Source organism: Nonomuraea sp. NPDC003707 (assembly GCF_053587055.1).
Map to the genome: position 1 here is coordinate 11946 of NZ_JBSFNK010000062.1, position 19982 is coordinate 31927.

At 71.6% G+C, this 19982-nt stretch carries 20 protein-coding genes; 14 read left to right on the plus strand and 6 right to left on the minus strand.

The features are described from left to right. Positions 1-94: 94 nt before the first annotated feature. A complete protein-coding gene (locus ACWDRB_RS62985) occupies positions 95-511 on the minus strand; it encodes a RidA family protein (RefSeq protein ID WP_449911613.1) in 417 nt (138 codons plus the stop codon). A gap of 22 nt (positions 512-533) precedes the next feature. Continuing rightward, positions 534-1124 (minus strand): TIGR03086 family metal-binding protein, encoded by a 591-nt coding sequence (locus ACWDRB_RS62990; RefSeq protein ID WP_449911615.1) that lies wholly within the window; start codon positions 1122-1124, stop codon positions 534-536. Positions 1125-1182: 58 nt separating this feature from the next. Between ACWDRB_RS62990 and ACWDRB_RS62995 the strand changes: the two genes are divergently transcribed. After that, entirely contained in the window at positions 1183-1671 is a 489-nt protein-coding gene (locus ACWDRB_RS62995; RefSeq protein WP_449911617.1) for a MarR family winged helix-turn-helix transcriptional regulator, read from the plus strand. 11 nt (positions 1672-1682) lie between these two features. Here ACWDRB_RS62995 and ACWDRB_RS63000 read toward each other — a convergent pair whose 3' ends face one another. Then, positions 1683-2459, minus strand: coding sequence for an SDR family oxidoreductase (locus ACWDRB_RS63000; RefSeq protein WP_397375165.1), 777 nt, complete (start codon positions 2457-2459; stop codon positions 1683-1685). A gap of 198 nt (positions 2460-2657) precedes the next feature. On the opposite strand from ACWDRB_RS63000, the gene ACWDRB_RS63005 reads away from it, so the two are divergent. Further along, a complete protein-coding gene (locus tag ACWDRB_RS63005; protein WP_449911618.1) occupies positions 2658-3527 on the plus strand; it encodes a helix-turn-helix transcriptional regulator in 870 nt (289 codons plus the stop codon). Positions 3528-3579: 52 nt separating this feature from the next. Here ACWDRB_RS63005 and ACWDRB_RS63010 read toward each other — a convergent pair whose 3' ends face one another. Continuing rightward, the gene (locus ACWDRB_RS63010) at positions 3580-4266 is read right to left on the minus strand and encodes a GntR family transcriptional regulator (protein ID WP_449911620.1); all 687 of its coding nucleotides are present in this window, start codon (positions 4264-4266) and stop codon (positions 3580-3582) included. 239 nt (positions 4267-4505) lie between these two features. Between ACWDRB_RS63010 and ACWDRB_RS63015 the strand changes: the two genes are divergently transcribed. Genes ACWDRB_RS63015 through acnA form a run of 10 tightly spaced genes read left to right on the plus strand, consistent with a single transcriptional unit; the run spans position 4506 to position 15971 of the window. Further along, positions 4506-5663, plus strand: coding sequence for an ABC transporter substrate-binding protein (locus tag ACWDRB_RS63015; protein ID WP_449911622.1), 1158 nt, complete (start codon positions 4506-4508; stop codon positions 5661-5663). 18 nt (positions 5664-5681) lie between these two features. Continuing rightward, entirely contained in the window at positions 5682-7430 is a 1749-nt protein-coding gene (locus tag ACWDRB_RS63020) for an ABC transporter permease (protein WP_449911624.1), read from the plus strand. Beyond that, a complete protein-coding gene (locus tag ACWDRB_RS63025; RefSeq protein ID WP_449911626.1) occupies positions 7423-8520 on the plus strand; it encodes an ABC transporter ATP-binding protein in 1098 nt (365 codons plus the stop codon). Before ACWDRB_RS63020 ends, ACWDRB_RS63025 begins: the two co-directional genes overlap by 8 nt. Positions 8521-8525: 5 nt before the next feature. Further along, entirely contained in the window at positions 8526-9596 is a 1071-nt protein-coding gene (locus ACWDRB_RS63030) for an isocitrate/isopropylmalate dehydrogenase family protein (protein WP_449911628.1), read from the plus strand. Next, on the plus strand, positions 9593-10240 hold the full coding sequence (locus tag ACWDRB_RS63035) for an aspartate/glutamate racemase family protein (RefSeq protein ID WP_449911630.1): 648 nt from the start codon (positions 9593-9595) through the stop codon (positions 10238-10240). Before ACWDRB_RS63030 ends, ACWDRB_RS63035 begins: the two co-directional genes overlap by 4 nt. Beyond that, the gene (otnK, locus tag ACWDRB_RS63040; protein ID WP_449911632.1) at positions 10237-11442 is read left to right on the plus strand and encodes a 3-oxo-tetronate kinase; all 1206 of its coding nucleotides are present in this window, start codon (positions 10237-10239) and stop codon (positions 11440-11442) included. Before ACWDRB_RS63035 ends, otnK begins: the two co-directional genes overlap by 4 nt. Continuing rightward, positions 11439-12050 carry a 3-oxo-tetronate 4-phosphate decarboxylase gene (otnC, locus tag ACWDRB_RS63045; RefSeq protein WP_350743290.1) on the plus strand — a complete coding sequence of 204 codons (612 nt, stop codon included), beginning with the start codon at positions 11439-11441 and terminating at the stop codon, positions 12048-12050. The genes otnK and otnC overlap by 4 nt, the downstream gene beginning before the upstream one ends. Beyond that, positions 12047-13102 carry an Ldh family oxidoreductase gene (locus ACWDRB_RS63050; protein ID WP_449911635.1) on the plus strand — a complete coding sequence of 352 codons (1056 nt, stop codon included), beginning with the start codon at positions 12047-12049 and terminating at the stop codon, positions 13100-13102. Before otnC ends, ACWDRB_RS63050 begins: the two co-directional genes overlap by 4 nt. After that, positions 13090-13395 carry a putative quinol monooxygenase gene (locus tag ACWDRB_RS63055; protein ID WP_350743286.1) on the plus strand — a complete coding sequence of 102 codons (306 nt, stop codon included), beginning with the start codon at positions 13090-13092 and terminating at the stop codon, positions 13393-13395. The genes ACWDRB_RS63050 and ACWDRB_RS63055 overlap by 13 nt, the downstream gene beginning before the upstream one ends. Then, the gene (gene acnA, locus ACWDRB_RS63060) at positions 13392-15971 is read left to right on the plus strand and encodes an aconitate hydratase AcnA (protein WP_449911637.1); all 2580 of its coding nucleotides are present in this window, start codon (positions 13392-13394) and stop codon (positions 15969-15971) included. Before ACWDRB_RS63055 ends, acnA begins: the two co-directional genes overlap by 4 nt. On the opposite strand, the gene ACWDRB_RS63065 is transcribed toward acnA, so the two are convergent. Further along, positions 15919-16671 (minus strand): TetR/AcrR family transcriptional regulator, encoded by a 753-nt coding sequence (locus ACWDRB_RS63065; RefSeq protein WP_449911639.1) that lies wholly within the window; start codon positions 16669-16671, stop codon positions 15919-15921. The two genes, acnA and ACWDRB_RS63065, sit on opposite strands and share 53 nt — an antisense overlap. 94 nt (positions 16672-16765) lie before the next feature. Between ACWDRB_RS63065 and ACWDRB_RS63070 the strand changes: the two genes are divergently transcribed. Continuing rightward, positions 16766-17515 (plus strand): SDR family NAD(P)-dependent oxidoreductase, encoded by a 750-nt coding sequence (locus ACWDRB_RS63070; protein WP_355212380.1) that lies wholly within the window; start codon positions 16766-16768, stop codon positions 17513-17515. Between the two features lie 78 nt (positions 17516-17593). Then, positions 17594-18112 (plus strand): pyridoxamine 5'-phosphate oxidase family protein, encoded by a 519-nt coding sequence (locus ACWDRB_RS63075; RefSeq protein WP_364240634.1) that lies wholly within the window; start codon positions 17594-17596, stop codon positions 18110-18112. Positions 18113-18196: 84 nt separating this feature from the next. Here the strand turns inward: ACWDRB_RS63075 and ACWDRB_RS63080 are convergent, their stop codons facing one another. Next, positions 18197-19807, minus strand: coding sequence for a phospholipase A2 (locus ACWDRB_RS63080; RefSeq protein ID WP_449911641.1), 1611 nt, complete (start codon positions 19805-19807; stop codon positions 18197-18199). Between the last annotated feature and the right edge of the window lie 175 nt (positions 19808-19982).

Here is a 19982-nt window from a genome sequence, read left to right on the forward strand (position 1 = left end):
GATATTCGGCACCCTCCCCACGGCTTCCCCAGGCCACAGACGAACACCGTCCTTCGCCGACGTCGTCACGTCGCCCGGCTCCGTGAAGGTGGGATCAGTCGCGCGCCGATGGGAGCACGGCGACGGCTTCGACCTCGACGAGCTGGTCCTTGTAGCCGAGTACGGTCACGCCGAGCAAGGTGCTGGGCACGTCGTGCTCGCCCATGTACTCCCGATACACCTCCCACACCGTGCCCAGGTCGCTCTGCTGGGAGGAGGCCACATAGACCGTGGTCTTGACGACATCGGTCAGCGACGCGCCCGCCCCTTCCAGCGCGGTCACGAGGTTGCGCATCACCTGGTGCGCCTGGCCGGCGTAGTCGCCGACCGCGACGGTCGCACCGTCGAGATCAAGGGGACACGCGCCGGCCACCCAGACAGACCGCACCGGCGCGTCGGCTACCGCGGCATAGGCGTATTCCACCTGCTGCGTGAGCTGGTGGTTGCGGATCAATCTGACGCTGCTGCTCATGTCATGCTCCATTCCGAAGATTTCACGCGGGCCAGCTCGGCGAGCGGCCCAGGATTGCCACGATCTCATCCAGCCGTGACCCGCCCGACCACGGGAGCGCCGGTGCGAAGGCCGCCCCGGGCGCGAGGCGCGCCTGACCGCCGGGTACGGCTCGCGCCACGGCGAGGGCGGCGTCCAGCAGGTCCGGCGGGAAGTCGACCGCGACGCCCAGCGCCTTGGCGAGATCCCAGGAATGCACCACGTAGTCGATGAAGTGGAAGCTGATCGCCTGCGCCCCGGGGAAGGCGCTCCCGCTTGCGAACTCGGGCAGCGGGAACATGCGCTCCAGCACGCCGTCGGCGGCGAAGGCCGCCAGGACGTGTTCGGCGGAGGCCCGGTAGCTCGCCACGGGGTCGTCGCCGAGGGAACGCGGCTTCCACCGGGCGAGATCGCCGTCCCCCCTGGACGCCGCGGCGAAGCCGTAGTGCTGGGTGGCCATGTGGGCGAGCAGGCCGTACACGGTCCATCCGAGGCAGGGCGTCGGACGGGACAGATCCTCGGGCCGCACTCGATCCGCCAGTTCGACGCTGGCGCGAACGGCCTGCGCGTCGAGTGCGACCATGAGCTCATTCATATGCACTCGCATATGATCTGGGGATGCATATGATCTGTCAACCGGATATCTTGGACCTGTGACGGCCCGCCGCGATCTCGCCGAGATGCTGCATCCTCTCCTGCAGTCGCTCATCGCGGCGGAGCTGCCGGTGCTGGCGGCGCATCGGGTCTCCATGTGGGGCTACACCGTGCTCGGCGCCCTGGACGACGGCTCCGTACGTACGCAGGCCGCTCTGGCCGAAGCGATCGGCGCCGACAAGACCCGCATCATCGGCACCCTCGACAAGCTCCAGGCGGCCGGGCTGATCACCCGCGAGCCGGACCCGCACGACCGCCGCGCGCGGATCCTCACGATCACCGCCGAGGGCCGCGAGGTGCGCGGGTCGGTGCGGGCCGAGATCCAGGCGAACGAGGAGCGCCTGCTCGCCCGCCTGCCCGCGGTCGACCGCCACGGCTTCCTCCGCGCCCTGCAGGCGCTCCACCGGCTGCCCCGCGAACAGATCACCGAGAGGTCGCGGCTCGACCGGCGTCCCACGCAGCGATCGAACGCGACCCACGACCGCTGAGGAGCGGCCGATCAGCTGGGCTGGCCGGTCGGCATGATGGTGACCTGCTGAAGGTTCACCCGCGGCGGGAGGCTCGCGAGAAACCCGACGGTCTCGGCGACGTCCTGCGGCGTGAGCCACTCCATCGTCTCCTTGGCGCCCTCCAGCCACGCCCGGGCCCCCTCGTCGGTGACGTGGCTCTGCAGCTCGGTCGCGACGATGCCCGGCTCGATCGCCGAGACCCGCACCCTCTTCGCGCCCAGCTCGACCCGCAGGTGGCGGGAGAGATGGGTGACGTACGCCTTGGTCCCGGAGTAGACGGCGAAGTTCGGGAAGATGTTCTGGGCCGCGATCGACGAGGTGTTGATCAGGTCGGCCACTCCGCGTTCGGCGGCGGCCTTCACCAGCTGAGGGGTGAACGCGGCGATGGCGTTCATCAGGCCGGTGATGTTGAGGTCGATCTGGCGCTGCCACTGGGCGGTGGCCAGCTCCTCGATCGGCGCGGGGAGCATGACGCCCGCGTTGTTGAACAGCAGGTCGGCGCCGCCCAGCTCGGCCGCCACCCGGTCGGCGGCCGCCTGCGCCGCGGCCGCGTCGGTGACGTCGACGGCCAGGGCCAGCGCCCGGCCGCCGTTCTTCTCGATCCGGGCGACCAGGTCGTCCAGCCGCTCCGCGCGCCGCGCCAGGACGACGACGCGGGCGCCCAGCTCGGCCAGGTGCTCGGCCGCCGCCTCGCCGATGCCGCTGGAGGCGCCGGTGACGACCGCGACGCGGCCGGTGAGGGGACGGGCAGAGGTCTGCGTGGTCATGGTGGGTACCTTTCAAGGTGGGTGAAGTGACAGGTGGCCGCGGCTGGCATCGCCGCCGGCCCCCTCATCAGGACACCACCCGCCAGGCCCTCGCAGGCCGTCAAAATGGGCCCTCACCAGGCAGGTCTCCGCGAAACTGGTACTGTCAGGGCCACCCCGGCGAGGACCGGTCGTGCCAGGCTTGGCCACACTGGAGACATGGACCGAAGCAGCGAGATCGCCGACTTCCTGCGCTCGCGGCGCGCCGGGATCACCCCCGAGGAGGCCGGGCTGCCCTTCGACGGGCGCACCCGCCGGGTGCCCGGGCTGCGCCGCGACGAGGTGGCCCGCCTGGCCGGAGTCAGCACCGAGTACTACACCCGGCTCGAGCAGGGCCGCGGCGGCTCCCCGTCGCCCGAGGTCGTCGAGGCCATCGCCCGGGCCCTGCGGCTCAACCCCTCCGAGCGCGAGCACCTCACCAACCTGCTGGTCCGCCCCGCCGACGCGCGCCGGGCCCCGGTCAGCCCGCAGCGGGTCAGGCCGGGCCTGCACCTGATGCTGCACACCCTCGACCACGTGCCCGCCTTCATCCTCGGCCGCCGCACCGACGTCCTGGCCTCCAACCGCCTCGCCCGCGAGGTGCTGACCGACTTCGACGCCCTGCCCGCGCCCCGGCGCAACCTGGCCCGCTACTACCTGCTGGATCCCGAGGCCCGCGAAAGGGTCGGCGACTGGGAGCGGATCGCCGCCGAGACCGTCGCCGTCCTGCGCCTGGAGGCCGGCCGCTACCCCAACGACCGCCAGCTCGCCGACCTCGTCGGGGAGCTCACCCTGAAGTCGCCGGAGTTCTCCACCTGGTGGAACGACCACCGCGTGCTGCGCCGCACCCACGGCGCCAAGACCTACCACCATCCCCTCGTCGGCGATCTCCAGTTCTCCTACGAGTCCTTCCAGGCGCCCGGCGACGTCGACCAGACCCTGTGCGTCTACAACGTCGAACCGGGCTCGGCGACCGCCCAGGCCCTCCAGCTCCTCACCAGCTGGACGGCGCCACAGCAGCAGGCACACCCCCGGCCCGGAGCCTCCTGACGCTGCCCGGCGCCCGGTCGGCGGTTCGCGCCGAGCCCGGCCGTCGTCCGTATCAAGAAGGTTCGGCGGGTTGCTTGCGCAGGCGCCAGGCGGCCTGGGCGCCGAGGCTGGTGTCGATGTGCTCGCGCATCACGTCGGCGGCCGACTCCGCGTCGCCCGCGATGACGTACTCCAGCAGGGCCTCGTGCTCGGCGGCCTTGCGGTCGCGGGCGGCCTGGCCGCGCTCGACCTCCAGCGCGAGGCGGCGATAGCGGTCGGCCTTGTCCCACAGGCCGTCGAGGGTCTGGATGAGCAGGTCGTTGTGGGAGGCCGCGTAGAGGGCGGCGTGGAACCTGCGGTGGGCCACGAACTGCTCGTAGCCAGGGTTACCGGGCAGCGGCTTGAGGCCCTCGTGGGCGGCGCGCATGGCGGCGATGTCGGCCTTCGTGCGCCGTTCGGCCGCCAGCCCGATCGCCAGCGGGTCGAGGGAGCGGCGCAGCTCCAGCAGGTCGCGGGCCTCCTCGGCGGCCAGGGGCGCGACGCGGGCGTCGCGGTGGGCGTCCAGCTCGACCAGCCCCTCACTTTTGAGCCGGCGCAGCGCCTCGCGCAGGGGAGTGGTGCTGATGCCGATGTCGCGGGCCAGCTGCGCCTGCGCGATGACGGAGCCGGGAAGCAGCTTCCCGGACAGGATCAGCTCTTTGACGCGCAGGTAGGCGAAGTCCGCCTTCGTCGTGTAGAGCTCGGCCGCTGATTCGCTCATCGCTGTCCTGTCTCGTCGGTGACCGTTATAACCTACACCGCCATCCAGTCTTGTCGGCAAGAGTCGGGACCGTTCGTCAGAAAGCCAGAGCGGCGGATCGTAGCCGCTATAAGGCATCTAAGAGGCTCTTCGCGTTACATTCCGGAAACGAGGGCTTGACGTCATAGGTTATAACGAAGCAGAGTGTGCGGCATCGCAGGCGACGGCTGGTCGGTCGCGCCTGGTCTAGGAGGAAGCACATGACCACCTTCCACCCCACGTTCCGCGCCCTGGGCGTCGCCGTACTCGCACTCGGCCTCCTCACGGCCTGCGGCGGTGGAGGCAGTAATGGAGACGGGGCGGCGAAACAGCCGCCGCCGAACACGATCGCGACGGGACAGGCCCCGTCCTACTACCCGAGCGACTACGCCCAGCTCATCGAGGCGTCCAAGAAGGAGGGCGGCACCCTCACCATCTACTCCAACACCGACCAGGAGAACTGGGCGCCGATCTTCCGGGACTTCGAGAAGAAGTACCCCTGGGTGACGAAGATCGCGGCCAACAACCTGGACAGCGACGAGGTGTTCCAGCGGGTGCTCAGCGAGCAGGCCACCGGCAGCTCGCCCGCCGACCTGGTCGTGTCGAACGCCGCCCAGGCGTGGGCCGACTTCGCCGCCCGGCCGGGAACCCTGATGGAGTACGCCTCGCCGGAGAAGGGCAAGCTGCCGGACTTCGGCGAGCTGCTGCCCAACGTGTACGCCATGTCGGCCGACCCCATGTCGATCGCGTACAACACCTCGCTGCTGCCCGAGAAGCCGACCGGGCTGAAGAGCCTGGCGGCGATCCTGGCCAAGGACCCCGCCCAGTACAAGAGCAAGATCACCACGCGGGACGTGAGCGGCGCGTTCGGCTTCACCGTCTCGCACGCCTTCGCCGAGGCCCGCCCCGACTCCTGGACCTCGCTGCAGTCGGTGCTGCCGCTGGCCAGGCCGGAGACGTCGTCCGGAACCCAGCTGGAGAAGATCACGTCCGGCGAGTACGTGGCCGGTTTCTTCGTCAGCGCCGCCCCGGCGTACCCCGTGGTGGAGAAGAGCGGCGGCCTGCTGGCGATCTCCTTCCTCGACGACGGCACGGTCGTGCTGCCGCGCGGCGTCGGCATCGCCGCCAAGGCGCCGCATCCGGCGACCTCGAAGCTGTTCGTGGACTTCGTGCTGTCGCAGGAGGGCCAGCGGGCGGTGGCCGAGGGCGGGCTGACCTCCTACCGCGACGGCGTCGCGACCGGCGACGGCCTGCACACCTACCAGGAGCTGGTCAAGGCCGTGGGCCAGGCCAACATCATCCTCGCCAAGTACGCGAAGGTGCCTGACGCCGAGGTCAAGTCGTTCACCGGCAAGTGGAACGGCCTGCTCGGTCGCTGACCCGCGAAAGGATCGAAAGTGACCACCCTTTCCCCGCCGCGTCCGCCGGCACATCCCCCGCCGCGCTACCGCAGGCCGCTGGGGCTGGCTCGGGAGAGCTGGCTGCAGCACGCCGTGCTGCTCCTGCTGGCGGTCCTGGTGCTGGCGCCGGTCGTCCCGACGCTCTACCAGTCCTTCCTCGACCGCCCCCTGTACGAGGCGGGCGGCGTGCTCGGCGCCGGCAACTACGTGCGGCTGTTCACCGAGGCGGGATTCGGCCGCGTCGTGCTCAACACGGCGCTGTTCGCGGGGCTGACCACCGTGCTCAGCCTGCTCATCGCGGTGCCGATGGCCGTGGTCGTGGTACGCACCAAGCTGCCCGGCGGCCGCGTCTTCGCCGCCGCCATGCAGTGGCCGTTCTTCATCTCCTCGCTCATCCTCGGCTTCGGCTGGATCACCATGTACGGCCCGGCCGGGTTCGTCAGCGTCGAGGTACGCCGCCTGCTCGGCTTCCTGCCGTGGAACCTGTACTCCATCCCCGGCATGGCGCTGACCGAGGCCGTGGCGCTGGCCCCGATCGTCTACACCTTCTGCGCCAACGCGCTGCGCCAGAGCGACGCCTCGCTGGAGGCCGCCGCCCAGGTGTGCGGGGCCGGGCCGTTGCGCATCCTGCGCTCGGTGATCCTGCCGCTGCTGCGCCCGCCCGTCGTCTACAGCTCGATCCTGGTGGTCAGCATGTCGGTGGAGACGCTGAGCGTGCCGCTGCTGTTCGGCCAGCCGGTACGCATCGACGTCTTCTCGACCTTCCTGTACCGCAACGGCCTGCAGTCCATCAATCCGGACTACGGGGTGCTGGGCGCGGCCTCGGCGATCATCCTGCTCGTCACCGTCAGCCTGGTCGCGCTGCAGGCCAAGCTGCTGAAGAACGCCCAGCGGTTCGTCTCCGTCCGCGGCAAGGCGACCCGCCCGCGACCGCTGGACCTGGGCCGGCTGAAGTGGATCAGCATGGCCGCCATCGCCTTCTACGTGGTGATGGGCGCCCTGGTGCCCATCGGCGGGCTGGTCTTCCGCTCCTTCACGCAGGTGTTCACGCCGCTGCAGTCACCGTTCAAGACTCTCACCGGGGACAACTACGAACGGATCTTCACCTATCCGGTGTACGTGCAGTCCATCGTCAACAGCCTGCTGGTCGCGGCGATCGGCGCGGTCCTGGTCAGCGCGCTGTCGCTGCTGGCGGTCATGGTGGCCAGGCGCTCGACCTTCCGCTTCGCCCGCGCGGTGGAGTATCTGGCGCTCGCCCCGCAGGCGATGCCCGGCATCATCGTCGGCATCGGCCTGTTCTGGGCGCTGGCCTTCGCGCCGTTCGGGCTGGGCACCCTGATCCAGGGCACGCTGTGGGCGCTGATCATCGGTTTCGGGCTGCGCGCGCTGCCCAGCGGGTTCGGCTCCATCTCCCCGTCGATCATGCAGATCGGCCGGGAGCTCGACAACGCCGCCCGGGTCTCCGGCGCCGACTGGGTGCGGACGTTCACCCGCATCCTGGCGGCCCTGCTGCGGCCGGCCTTCGCCGGGGCGCTGATCCTGACGTTCGTGACGCTGCTCAAGGAGTACTCGCCCGCGGTGTTCCTGGGCTCGGCGGACTCCAACATCATCGGCACGACCATGCTCGAGCTGTGGGTGCAGGGCAACACCGGCTCCGTGGCCGCGCTGGCCAGCCTGCAGATCGCCATCACGGCGACCTTCGTCGGGCTCGCCGGACTACTTCTCAAGGGGCGTACAGATGCCTGAGGTCAAGGTCGCCAACCTGTCCAAGCAATTCGGGGACAACGCCGTCCTGCGTGACATCTCCTTCACCATCGCCGACGGCGAGTTCTTCACGCTGCTCGGCCCCAGCGGCTGCGGCAAGTCCACCACCCTGGCGTGCATCGCCGGCCTGGAGCGGCCGAGCACCGGCAGCATCGCGGTCGGCCCGGCCACGTTCGTCGACGCCGGCACGTTCGTGCCGCCCGAGGGGCGCAACCTCGGGATGGTGTTCCAGTCGTACGCGCTGTGGCCGCACATGACGGTCGCGCAGAACCTGGCCATGCCGCTCAAGATCCGCAAGGTCGACCGGCGCACGCAGGACGAGCTCATCACCGAGGCCCTCGGCAAGGTGGGCCTGGCCGAGCTGAAGGACCGCTACCCGCACCAGCTGTCCGGCGGCCAGCAGCAGCGCGTCGCCCTCGCCCGCGCCCTGGTCTACTCGCCCAGCGTGCTGCTGCTGGACGAGCCGCTGTCCAACCTGGACGCGCAGCTGCGCGAGCAGGCCCGCGCCTGGCTCAAGCGGCTGCAGGAGGAGCTCGGCATCACCACCGTGTACGTCACCCACGACCAGGAGGAGGCCCTGGCCCTGAGCGACCGCATCGCGGTGATGTCCAAGGGCGACATGGTGCAGATCGGCACCCCGAAAGAGATCTACGAGACCCCCGCGACCGCCGAGGTGGCCGCGTTCGTCGGCCGCTGCAACTTCCTCACCGGCACGATGACCGGCCCGGCGGAGGTGCGGCTGGACTGCACCGGGCAGACCATCGCCGTCCCGGAAGGCACGCCGGGCCCGCGCGTCACCGTGGCCGTCCGCCCCGAACGGCTGGAGATCCTCCCGCCCGGCCGCACCGCCCCCGTCGACGTGAACGTGCTCACCGCCGAGGTGCTCACCAGCTCCTACATCGGCTCCCGCTACGAGTACGACCTGCGCCTGGGCGACCACGTCATCCAGGCGGAGACCGCCCGCCCGGGGCTGAGCGGCGAGGTCACGCTCGTCGTCGAGCCCGCCGCCTGCCTGCTCTACCCGACCACCGACGCCCTGCCCGAGGACGTCGAAGCACTCGTAAGGACGTAAATTTCGTGACTTCCTACCGTCTTGGCGTACTCGAAGGCGACGGCATCGGCCCCGAGATCGTCCCCGCGTCCGTCCTGGTCGTGGACGCCGCGCTCGCCGCCGCCGGCGCCGCCCCCGTCGAGTGGGCCGAGCTGCCGCTCGGCGCCTGCGCCATCGACAGCCACGGCGACGCCGTACCGGAGGAGACGCTCGCCGCCCTCGCCGAGATGGACGCCTGGCTGCTCGGCCCGCACGACAGCGCCGCCTACCCCGAGCCGCACCGCTCCAAGCTCAACCCCAGCGGCACCATCCGCAAGCACTTCGACCTGTTCGCCAACATCCGCCCGGCCAAGTCCTTCGAGGGCGCCGACGCCGTCGTCCCCGGCACCGACCTGGTCATCGTCCGGGAGAACACCCAGGGCTTCTACGCCGACCGCAGCACCTACAAGGGCAGCGGCGAGTTCATGCCCAGCCCCGACGTGGCCATCGCCATGGGCATCATCACCCGGCCCGCCGTCGAGCGGATCGCCGTCGAGGCGTTCGAGCTCGCCTCCCGCAGGCGCGGCAAGCTCACGATCGTGCACAAGGCCAACGTGCTGAAGTTGACCACCGGCATGTTCCGCGACGTCTGCCGCGAGGTCGCCGCGCGCTATCCGGACGTGGCCGTGGACGACTTCCACATCGACGCGATGACCGTGCACCTGGTGCGGCGGGCGAACGACTTCGACGTGATCGTCACCGAGAACATGTTCGGCGACATCCTGTCCGACCTGGCCGGCGAGATCGCCGGATCGCTCGGCATCGCCCCGTCCATCAACGCCTCCCACGAGCGCGCCATGGCGCAGGCCGCGCACGGCTCCGCCCCCGACATCGCCGGCCAGGACGTCGCCAACCCCATCGCGATGATCCTGTCCAGCGCCATGCTGCTCGACTGGCTCGGCGCCCGCCACCAGGACCCCGCCCTGGTCCGGGCCGCCGCCCTGATCGAGACGGCGGTCGCCGACACCGTCCGGGGCGGCACCCGTACCCGTGACATGGGTGGCACGGCGGGCACCCGAGCGTTCGCCGAGGCCGTCGCCGCCGGTGTGAAGCGATGAACCCGACGATCGCGGTCGTCAACGCCACCCCGGCCTCCATCCGGCCCGCCGCCGACGGGCTCGGCGAAGGGTTTCCCGAGGCCAGGGCCTGGCACCTCCTGGACGACCGGCTCGTCACCGAGGCCGACGCGGCCGGCGGCATGACACCCGCGCTGACGCGTCGCATGCTCGTGCTCATCGACTACGCGGTCCGCTGCGGCGCCGACGCGGTGCTGCTGTCCTGCTCGATGTACGGCCCGGCCGCCGAGCTCGCCCGGCGGCTGCACGAGGTGCCGGTGACGGGCTCGGACGAGGCCGTGTTCGCCGACGTCGCCCGGCGGCGGCCCGGCACCGTGCTCGTGCTCGGCTCGCTCGACTCCGCGGCGGCGGACTCGGCGCGGCGGCTCAAGGAGGTGGCGGACGGCGTCGAGGTGCGCGCGATCGCGGCGCCGGGAGCCGCGCCCGCGGCCGCCGCCCGCGACTGGCCGGACCTGACCGGCGCGCTCGCGCGGGCCGCCGCGCCGCACCTTGACGGCGTCGAGCTGGTCCTGCTCGGGCAGTACTCGATCAGCCCGGTGCACGCCGAGCTGGCCGACCGGCTCGGCCTGCCGGTGCTGAGCCCGCCGCTGGCGGCGGCCCAGGCGTTGCGCGAGGCGCTGGCATGAGCGTGCTGCTGGGCTGCGTGGCCGACGACTACACCGGAGGCACCGACGTCGCCGCCGCGTTGCGCCGGTCGGGCCTGCGTACGGTGCTGATCTTCGGCATCCCCGGGCCCGCGACGGTGCTCCCGGACTGCGACGCCGTCGTCGTCGCGCTCAAGACCCGCTCGATCCCGGCCGGGGAGGCGGTCGCCGCGTCGCTCGCCGTTCAGCGATGGCTTCACGAGCGCGGGGTCCGGCGCCTGTACGTCAAGTACTGCTCCACCTTCGACTCCACCGACCAGGGCAACATCGGCCCGGTCGCCGACGCGCTGACCGAGGCGGGCGGGGCCCGCCTGACCGTGGTGTGCCCGGCCGCTCCCGAGCACGGCCGCACCGTCTACCAGGGGCACCTGTTCGTCGGCGACCGGCTGTTGTCGGAGTCGTCGATGCGCCACCACCCGCTGACGCCGATGACCGACCCCGACCTGGTCCGCGTCCTGGGACGGCAGACCCCGCACCGCGTCGCGCTGGTCGCGCACGAGACCGTCCGGCGCGGCGCCGACGCGGTGCGCGCGGCGCTCGACGCGCTGCAGGCCCAGGACGTCCGGTACGCGGTCACCGACGCCCTCGACGACCGCGACCTCGACGTCATCGCCCGCGCCAGCGCGCACCTGCCCGTCATCACGGGCGCGGCGGGGCTGGCCGGAGCTTTGGAGACCGCCCGGCACGAACCGGCCGCACCTGCCCTTCCCACGGGACCAGGGGTGGTGCTCGCGGGCAGTTGCTCGGCCGCCACGCTGGAGCAGGTGGCCCTGGCTCGCCGACACATGCCCTCGTACCGGCTGCGCGCCGAGCAGGACGGGCTCGTCGAGGAGGCCATCGGCTGGCTGGAGGCCAGCCTCGAGGCAGAGGGCCGCGCCATGGTCTACTCGTCGGCTCCCCCCGAGGAGCGCTCGCCAGGCGCGGCCGGACTGCTGGAGAGGGCGCTGGCGGCCGTCGCCGCCCGTGCCGCCCGGCTCGGCGTCCGGCGCATCGTCGTCGCCGGCGGCGAGACCTCCGGCGCCGTGGTCAACGCGCTCGGCGTGACCGGCGCGGTCGTGGGCGCCGAAGCCGACCGGGGAGTCCCCTGGCTGCTCACCACCGGCCACCCGAGCCTGGCCCTGCTGCTCAAGTCCGGCAACTTCGGCCGTCCCGACCTGCTCATCACAGCCCTGGAAGCACCATGACCGATATTTCCTCACAAATCGCTGAGCTGGGCGCGTCCCTGTTCCGCCGGCGGCTGACGCACGGCCGTACCGGCAACCTCAGCGCCCGCACCGGCGACGCCTTCCTCATCACCCCTACCGGCGGCTCCCTCGGCGACGTCTCGCCCGATCAGCTGTCGCTGGTCAGCCTGGCGGGCGAGCACCTGGACGGGCCGCGCCCGTCGAAGGAGGCCTTCCTGCACGCCGCCTTCTACCGCGCCCGCCCGGACGCCGGCGCGGTCGTCCACCTGCACAGCACCTACTCCGTCGCCGTGTCCTGCCACGACGGCCTCGACCCGGACGACGTGCTGCCGCCGCTGACCGCCTACTACGTGATGCGCGTCGGGCGGCTGCCCCTGCTGCCGTACCACGCGCCCGGCGACCCGGCGCTGGGGCCGATCGCCGAACGGGCCGCCCGCACCGCGCACGCGCTGCTGCTGGCCAACCACGGGCCCATCGCCGCCGGCGCCGACCTCGCCGCCGCCGCGGACGTCGTCGAGGAGCTGGAGGAGACGGCGCGGCTGTGGCTGCTGCTGCGCGACCGCCCCGTCCGGCCGCTCACCCCCGACCAGGTCAGGAGCCTGTCGTGATCCCTGCCTCCGAGCTGATCTCCTTCGGGATCGAGGTCCTGACCTCGCTCGGCGTCCCCGAACCCGACGCGCGGCTGGTGGCCGACAGCCTGGTCACGGCCGACGCGTGGGGCCACCCCTCGCACGGCATGCTGCGCCTGGAGTGGTACGCCGACCGCCTGCGCTCCGGGGCCATGCGCGCGGTGACCGACGTGGCCACCGTGCTCGACGGCGGCGCCGTCGCCGTCCTCGACGGCCGCGACGGCATCGGCCAGGTCGTCACCGCGTACGCGGCCCGCGACGCCGTACGCCGCGCCGGCGAGCACGGCGTGGGCGTCGTCGCGGTGCGCGACAGCAACCACTTCGGCACCGCCGCGTACTTCACCCGCATGATCGCCGCCGAGGGCTGCGTCGCCCTGCTGACCACCAACGGCAGCCCCGCCATGGCCCCGTGGGGCGGCCGGGAGAAGAGCGTGGGCGCCAACCCGTGGTCCATCGCGGTGCCCGGCGGCCGGCGCGGCCCGGTCGTGCTCGACATCGCCAACACCGTAGTCGCCCGGGGCAAGATCTACGCCGCTCTGGAGCGCGGGCACGCCATCCCCGAGGGCTGGGCCCAGACGGCGGACGGCGTCCCCACCACCGACCCGGCCCTGGCCGTCGACGGGCTCATCCTGCCCATGGCCGGGCACAAGGGGTACGGCATCTCGTTCATGATGGACGTGCTGTCGGGCGTGCTGACCGGCAGCTCGTACGCCACCGACGTGGCCGGCCCCTACGTGCCCGACCGCCGCAGCGGCTGCGGCCACCTGCTGCTCGCGCTGCGCCTCGACGCCGTGGCCGACCCCGCCGACTACGCCCGCCGCCTCGACGACCTCATCGACCGCACCAAGGCCGTGCCGCTCGCGCCCGGCTTCGACGAGATCTTCTATCCCGGCGAGATCGAGGCCCGCAACGCCGCCGAATCCGCCCAGGCCGGAGTGCGCCTGCCCGGAAAGACCCTGCAGGGCCTGCGCCGGCTCGCCGAGGCGTGTGCCGTCCCGCAACCCGCCTGGATGAGCGCATGTTCGTCGTGATCGTCCAGCTCCAGGTGCGGCCCGACCGCCTGGAGACCTTCCTCGACGGCATCCGGGCCAACGCCCGCGCCACCCGCGACGAGCCCGGCTGCCTCCGCTTCGACGTGGTGCGCAGCGACGACGACCCGCACCGGTTCGTCCTGTACGAGATCTACCGGGACGAGGCCGCCTTCTTCACCGAACACCGCGCCGCGCCGCACTACGCCGCCTGGCGCCAGGTGGCCGAGGCGTGCGTGACCGAGCACCGCAACACCTTCTGCCATCCCGTCTCGCTCCAAGGGCAGGCCACGTGACCGACTTCCTCACGGTGGGATCTCGCCGTTACCGCATCCACACCGTCGACGCACCCGCGCGCCTGCCGTACAGCCTGCGCATCATGCTGGAGAACGTGCTCCGGCACGCCGCGCCCGCCGAGCAGGTGCGTGCCCTGACCGGGTGGCGGCCGCACGCCGGCCGGACCGCCGCGGTGGACCTGCATCCCGCCCGGGTGTTCCTGCACGACACCAACGGCGTGCCCGTGCTGGCCGACCTGGCCTCCATGCGGGACGCCATGGCGGCGCTCGGCGGCGACCCCGCCTCGGTCAACCCGGCCATCCCCGCGGAGCTGGTCATCGACCACTCCATCATCGCCGACGTCTTCGGCCGCCCCGACGCGCTGGCCCGCAACGCCGACCGGGAGTACGAGCGCAACGCCGAGCGCTACCGCTTCCTGCGCTGGGGCCAGGCGTCGCTGCGGGGCTTCACGGTGGTGCCGCCGGGCAAGGGCATCATGCACCAGATCAACGTCGAATACCTGGCCCAGGTGGTCATGACCCGCGGCGATGAGGCGTACCCGGACCTGTGCCTGGGCACCGACTCGCACACCACCATGGTCAACGGGCTCGGCACGCTCGGCTGGGGCATCGGCGGCATCGAGGCCGAGGCGGCCATGCTCGGCCAGTCGGTGTCCATCCTCGTGCCCGACGTGGTGGGCGTGCGCCTGCACGGCGAGCTGCCGGTCGCCGCCACCGCGACCGACCTCGTGCTGACCCTCACCGAACTGCTGCGCGACCACGGGGTGGTCGGCAAGGTCGTCGAGTTCCACGGGCCGGGGGTCACGGCGCTGCCGGTGACCGACCGGGTGACGATCTCCAACATGAGCCCGGAGTTCGGCTCCACGGCCGCGCTGTTCCCCGTCGACGCCGAGACGATCCGCTACCTGCGCTTCACCGGCCGCGACGGCGACCACGCCGACCTGGTCGAGGCGTACGCCAGGGCGCAGGGGCTGTGGCACGAGCCGGACGCGCCGCCCGCGTACACCGCCGACCTGGACCTCGACCTGGCCACCGTCGTCCCGTCCGTCGCCGGCCCGCGCCGCCCCCAGGACCGCATTCCCCTGGAGGGGGTGAAGGCCGCCTTCCGCGCGCAGGAGCGGCCGCCCGTCGCGGCGGAGCGGGAGATCACGCACGGGACCGTCGCCATCGCCGCCATCACCTCCTGCACCAACACCTCCAACCCTTCGGTCATGGTCGCCGCCGGGCTGCTCGCCAAGAAGGCCGCCGAGCGCGGGCTGAGCGCCAAGCCATGGGTGAAGACCACCCTGTCGCCCGGCTCGCGCGTCGTCATGGACTACTACGGCGAAGCGGGCCTGACCCCCTTCCTGGAACGGCTCGGCTTCACCCTGGCCGGGTTCGGCTGCATGACGTGCATCGGCGCCTCCGGCCCGCTCGTCGAGGAGGTGTCGAAGGCCGTGGCCGAGCACGACCTCGACGTGGCCGCGGTCCTGTCGGGCAACCGCAACTTCGAGGGCCGCATCCAGCCCGAGGTGCGCTCCAACTACCTCGCCTCGCCGCCGCTCGTCGTCGCCTACGCCATCGCCGGCACCATGGACCTCGACCTCACCACCGAGCCTCTCGGCACCGACCCCGGCGGGCGTCCCGTCTACCTGCGCGACCTGTGGCCCGCCCCGGAGGAGGTGCGCGCGGTCATCGAGCGGGTGATCAGGCCGGAGATGTTCGCCCGCGCCTATGCCGACGTCCTCGACGGCGACGAACGCTGGCAGCGCCTGGACGTCGCCAGCTCCGCCACCTACCCCTGGGACCCCGCCTCCACGTACGTGCGCCGCGCCCCCTACCTCGACGGCATGTCGCCCGAGCCGCCGCCCGTCACCGACATCACCGGCGCCCGCGTCCTGGTCAAGCTGGGCGACTTCATCACGACCGACCACATCTCACCGGCCGGGGCCATCCTCCCGTCCAGCCCCGCAGGCCGCTACCTCACCGGCCTCGGCGTGCCACGCCACCAGCTCAACACCTACGCCTCCCGCCGCGGCAACCACGAGGTCATGATGCGCGGCGCCTTCGCCAACGTCCGCCTGCGCAACCAGCTCGCCCCCGGCACCGAAGGCGGCCTCACCGCCGACTTCCTGGACGGCGGCACGATCACCACCGTGTACGAGGCCGCCCGCGCCTACCAGGAGGCCGCCGTACCGGTCGTGGTGCTGGCCGGGGAGGGTTACGGCGCGGGCTCCTCCCGCGACTGGGCCGCCAAGGGCCCCGCGCTGCTCGGCGTGCGCGCCGTCATCGCCAAGTCGTTCGAACGCATCCACCGCTCCAACCTGGTCGGCATGGGCGTCCTGCCGCTGCAGTTCCTGCCCGGCCAGGGCCCGGACGAGCTCGGCCTCACCGGCCGCGAGGTCATCGGCGTCACCGGCCTGGCCGCGCTCGACGGACCGCGGCTCCCGCCCACCCTGACCGTCACCGCCGGCGGCGTCACCTTCCAGGCTCGCCTCCGGCTCGACACGCCTCGCGAGGCCGACTACTACCGGCACGGCGGGATCATGCCCTATGTTCTGCGCGGCCTGCTGGCAGCTGCGCGCCGATCCCGTTGAGCACCCGATCCAGCCCGTGCCGGAAGCGCTCGGCGGGGGAGAGGTGCGCGGTCCTGGATTCCTGTACGGATCGGCCGAACAGGGGGTAGGCGCCCGACCCGACGATCTGCCGCACGTACGGCCCGATGTAGTCGCGTTTCCAGCGCTCCGGGTCCAGGCCGGTGCGGCGGGCCTCCTCCAGCCAGCCGATCTCGCGGCGGATCGCGCTGTGGACGTAGTCGTTCACCATGCCGACGAAGCCGGTCATCTCGTCGATGTCGAGACCGAGCCCGTCGAGCGCGCCCAGGGCGAACTCGTGCACCCGCAGCAACTGCGGGCCCAGGGTCGGGCGTCCGCTGAGCAGCGGGGTCAGCCAGGGATGGCGCAGGCCGGCGGCCCGGGTCTCGCAGGCGACCAGGGAGAGGTCGCCTCGCCAGTCGCCGGACGGCTCGGCGGGGAGTTCGAGCTCGCCCATCGCCAGGTCGATCATGAGGTCGAACAGGTCATCGCGTTTCGGTACGTAGCGATAGAGCGACATGGCGCCGGTGCCCAGCTCGCCCCCGATCCGGCGCATGGTCGCGGCCTCCACCCCCTCGGCGTCGGCGATCCGGACGGCCGCCCGGGTGATCTGCTCGCGGCTGTAGCCGGGCCGCCGCCCGGGCCCCGAACGCTCCAGGCGCTCGGGCCGCATCCAGATGCTGATCAGTTCCTCGTCGGACATCCTGGCCTCTCCCTAACTTGCGTACACAGTACTCGAATGGCTAGGGTCCCATTTCGGGTACGAAGTACGCGAAATGATGGAGGCGTGATCAGCAATGACGACCTTGACCGGCAAGACGGCGCTCGTGACCGGTGCCAGCAGGGGGATCGGCCGGGCCGTCGCCACCCGGCTGGCCCGGGAGGGTGCCCGGGTCGCCGTCCACTACGGCAGCAACGAGGCGGCCGCCAAGGAGACGGTCGTGGCCATCGAAGCGGCCGGCGGGCAGGCGTTCGCCGTACGGGCCGAGCTGGGCGTGCCGGGGGACGCCGAAGCGCTGTGGGCCGGCTTCGACGCCCACGCCGACGGCCTGGACATCCTGGTCAACAACGCGGGCATCCTCGGCGACCAGGGTGAGATCGACGGCGTGACCAGGGACGGCTTCGAGCGGCTGTTCGCGGTCAACACGACCGCGCCGTTCTTCATCACCCGGCTCGCCCTGCCGCGTCTGCGGGACGGCGGCCGGATCATCACCATCGGCACGATGCTGACGCGAGGCGCGGCCATGCCGCGGGCGATCGGCTACGCCATGTCCAAGGCCGCGCTCGACGTGCTGACCACCGCGCTGGCCAAGCAGCTCGGGCCGCGTGGCATCACGGTCAACACCGTGGCGCCCGGCGTCATCGACACCGACATGCACCAGGGACGCCTGGTCGGCGAGGCCCTGGCCTGGCTGTCGTCGCAGTCGCCGCTGGGCCGGCTGGGAACCCCGCAGGACGTCGCCGACGCGGTGGCCTTCCTGGCCGGCGACGACAGCCGTTACATGACCGGACACCGCCTGGACGTCTCGGGCGGAACGACCATGTGACCCGCGGCGATGAGTTCAGTGCCGTCGGCCGGTCTACCTGTGTGACCGCCATGCCGCACACGCCGTCCGGAGGTTCCGATGACCGACCAGCTGCCCGTCGAGGTCACCAATCTCGACCGCTACGACCACGACGTGCTGCCGTGGGACCGCGCCCACGCCGTGCTCAGCAGTTCGTCGGGGGCGGACATCACGTGGTTTCTCGGCACCGTACGGCCCGACGGCCGGCCGCACGCCGCGGGGGTCGGCGCCGTCTGGTACGACGGCGCCCTCCATTTCACCACCGGCCCGGGCGCCCGCAAGACCCGCAACCTGGAGGCCGATCCGAACTGCACGATCTCCGTCAGGCTCGACGGCATCGACCTGAACCTCGAGGGCACCGCGCACCGGGTCACCGACGCCACCATGGTCGAGCGCGTGGCCGCCCTGTACGCCGAGCTCGGCTGGCCCGCGACCGCCGAGGGCGACGCGATCACGGCGCCGTTCAGCGCGCCGAGCGCGGGCCCGGCGCCGTGGCACCTCTATCGCTTCTCGATGCGCGTCGCGTTCGGCGTCGCCACCGCCGAACCGCACGGAGCCACCCGCTGGCGGTTCGCCTGAGCGCTTGCCGCGGCGACCGAGGTCGGGCCGGACGGCGGCCGATGCCGCGGTCCGGCCCGAGAAGGGGTTCAGCGGGCGCCGTTCTCAGGGCCTGCCGAAGCCCAGGACCGCCGCGTAGTAGACGGCCGCGATCTTCCTGCAGGCGCCCCGCACCAGGAAGAAGTAGCCGCCGCACACCTTGTCCTTCAGGGTGATGTAGAACCGGGTGTCCACGTCGAGCTTCCGGAAGACGGTGCGGTCGAGGTAGTACTTGTACTTCATCCTCTGGTTGGTCATCAGACCGTACCCGTAGTCGTGGGAGTCACAGGCCGGCCGGAAGTCGAACCCGGCGGGGCGGTCCGCTCCCGGCTTCGTGCAGTGGTCATGAACGATGCCCCTGACCTTGAAGCCGCTGGCGGTCCGCTTCCAGTCGGGCTTCTTCCAGCTGCCGCCGTGGTAGGCCCAGGCCGAGCAGCCCGACTTCGTGTACCACATCCAGGTCTTGGCCGAGTCGCACTTCTTCGGGTAGGACTGCGGGGGGTCCACGCCGTCCGGCAGGAAGTCGCCGGCCGGCGGCTCGGTGGCGTTCGGGTCGTCGAGCCCGGCCGCGCCCTCGGTCGGCCCGCCGTTGGCCGGCATGTCGGTGCCGGTGGCGACCACCTGGGGAGCCGCGGCGCCCTCAGGGAAGGTGAGCTGCCAGTCGCCGTTGCTGACGGACTCGATCGACGACAGACGTCCCACCGAGTCGTAGGCGTAGGTCCCCTGGACGGCGCCGAGGCTGGGATCGCTCGCGGTGCGCAGCAGGCCGTTCAGGTCGTAGGCGTAGCTCGCCTCGGTCTGCGGCGCGTCGGTTCCGTACGCGACCTTGACCTCCTTGAGCCGGCCCGCGTAGTCGCCGTTGGAGGTGCCGGTGGCCGTGGTGGCCGTGGCGTAGGTGAACGTGGTGACGCTTGCGGGGCTCTCGCCACGGGTCGGTTCCTTGACGCTGCTGACGCGGCCCTGGGCGTCGTAGGTGATGGCGGACTTGCCGAAGGCGACGGTGCCCACGCTGGTCACCCGCCAGGGGTCGGCGCCCGGCGCCCCGGCCGGCCGGGCCCAGGTGTAGGTGAGCTGGAGGTCGGCGTTGCTGATGGGGGTGCCGTCGGCGTTGGTCAAGGGCTCCTTGCCCGGGTCCAGGGGACCCAGATCCGTCACGAACGTCTCGGTCGTCGTGGTGCGCATCGCCCCGATGACCGCGTCCCACTTGGTGGTTTCGGTGATCTTGGATCCGTCGGCGGCCTCGTACGTCTGGATGCCGCCGCCGTCGGGGAAGGAGACGCTGCTCTTCAGGGTGAAGCTGGTCGACGTGCCTTCGTCGAGTTCCGTGACGACGATGGTGCCGTTCTGGTTCTCGAGTTTCCGGTTGATCTCTCCGCCGGCGAACTCGGCCTGCCAGCCCGGCCCGAAGACGCCCAGCTCGGGCCTGGTGGCCGGGGCGGACTGCGGCCGGGCCAGATCACCGGCGGTCAGGGCCACGCCGTGCTTGCGGCTGATCGCGCCCGCGGACACGTCCAGCTCGGTGAGCTTGAAGGTCTTGGTGTCGGAGGAGTACTGGCCGGGACCGACCTCCTGGACGTTCGCCGGTGGCGGGTCGGCGAGCGCGGTGGCGGAGACCTCCGGGGCGAGGAAGGGGAGGAGCATCGCCGAGACGGCGACGGGGAGCGCTAATCGGCGCAAGGGGTGCCTCCAGGTGAAAGGAGAAAGTGATTTGATCACCTGGAGAGTAAGGGCTGACAATCCGCTCGACAAGAGCTGGACAATTTTCTTGAACGGTGCTGAAATCGCCTACGAAGCCATGCCTTGGAGATAGTTTATTGATGCATTCGTGCAGGTGAGAGGCTAGGCCGTGAAT

Excerpts from the sequence above, each read along its gene's own strand:
- ACWDRB_RS62990 (WP_449911615.1), bottom strand. The coding sequence starts at position 1,124 with ATGAATGAGCTCATGGTCGCACTCGACGCGCAGGCCGTTCGCGCCAGC.
- ACWDRB_RS63035 (WP_449911630.1), top strand. The coding sequence starts at position 9,593 with ATGAACCCGACGATCGCGGTCGTCAACGCCACCCCGGCCTCCATCCGG.
- ACWDRB_RS63015 (WP_449911622.1), top strand. The coding sequence starts at position 4,506 with ATGACCACCTTCCACCCCACGTTCCGCGCCCTGGGCGTCGCCGTACTC.
- otnC (WP_350743290.1), top strand. The coding sequence starts at position 11,439 with ATGACCGATATTTCCTCACAAATCGCTGAGCTGGGCGCGTCCCTGTTC.
- ACWDRB_RS63075 (WP_364240634.1), top strand. The coding sequence starts at position 17,594 with ATGACCGACCAGCTGCCCGTCGAGGTCACCAATCTCGACCGCTACGAC.
- ACWDRB_RS63055 (WP_350743286.1), top strand. The coding sequence starts at position 13,090 with ATGTTCGTCGTGATCGTCCAGCTCCAGGTGCGGCCCGACCGCCTGGAG.
- otnK (WP_449911632.1), top strand. The coding sequence starts at position 10,237 with ATGAGCGTGCTGCTGGGCTGCGTGGCCGACGACTACACCGGAGGCACC.
- ACWDRB_RS63005 (WP_449911618.1), top strand. The coding sequence starts at position 2,658 with ATGGACCGAAGCAGCGAGATCGCCGACTTCCTGCGCTCGCGGCGCGCC.
- ACWDRB_RS63070 (WP_355212380.1), top strand. The coding sequence starts at position 16,766 with ATGACGACCTTGACCGGCAAGACGGCGCTCGTGACCGGTGCCAGCAGG.
- ACWDRB_RS62985 (WP_449911613.1), bottom strand. The coding sequence starts at position 511 with ATGAGCAGCAGCGTCAGATTGATCCGCAACCACCAGCTCACGCAGCAG.
- ACWDRB_RS63025 (WP_449911626.1), top strand. The coding sequence starts at position 7,423 with ATGCCTGAGGTCAAGGTCGCCAACCTGTCCAAGCAATTCGGGGACAAC.
- ACWDRB_RS63065 (WP_449911639.1), bottom strand. The coding sequence starts at position 16,671 with ATGTCCGACGAGGAACTGATCAGCATCTGGATGCGGCCCGAGCGCCTG.
- ACWDRB_RS63000 (WP_397375165.1), bottom strand. The coding sequence starts at position 2,459 with ATGACCACGCAGACCTCTGCCCGTCCCCTCACCGGCCGCGTCGCGGTC.
- ACWDRB_RS63010 (WP_449911620.1), bottom strand. The coding sequence starts at position 4,266 with ATGAGCGAATCAGCGGCCGAGCTCTACACGACGAAGGCGGACTTCGCC.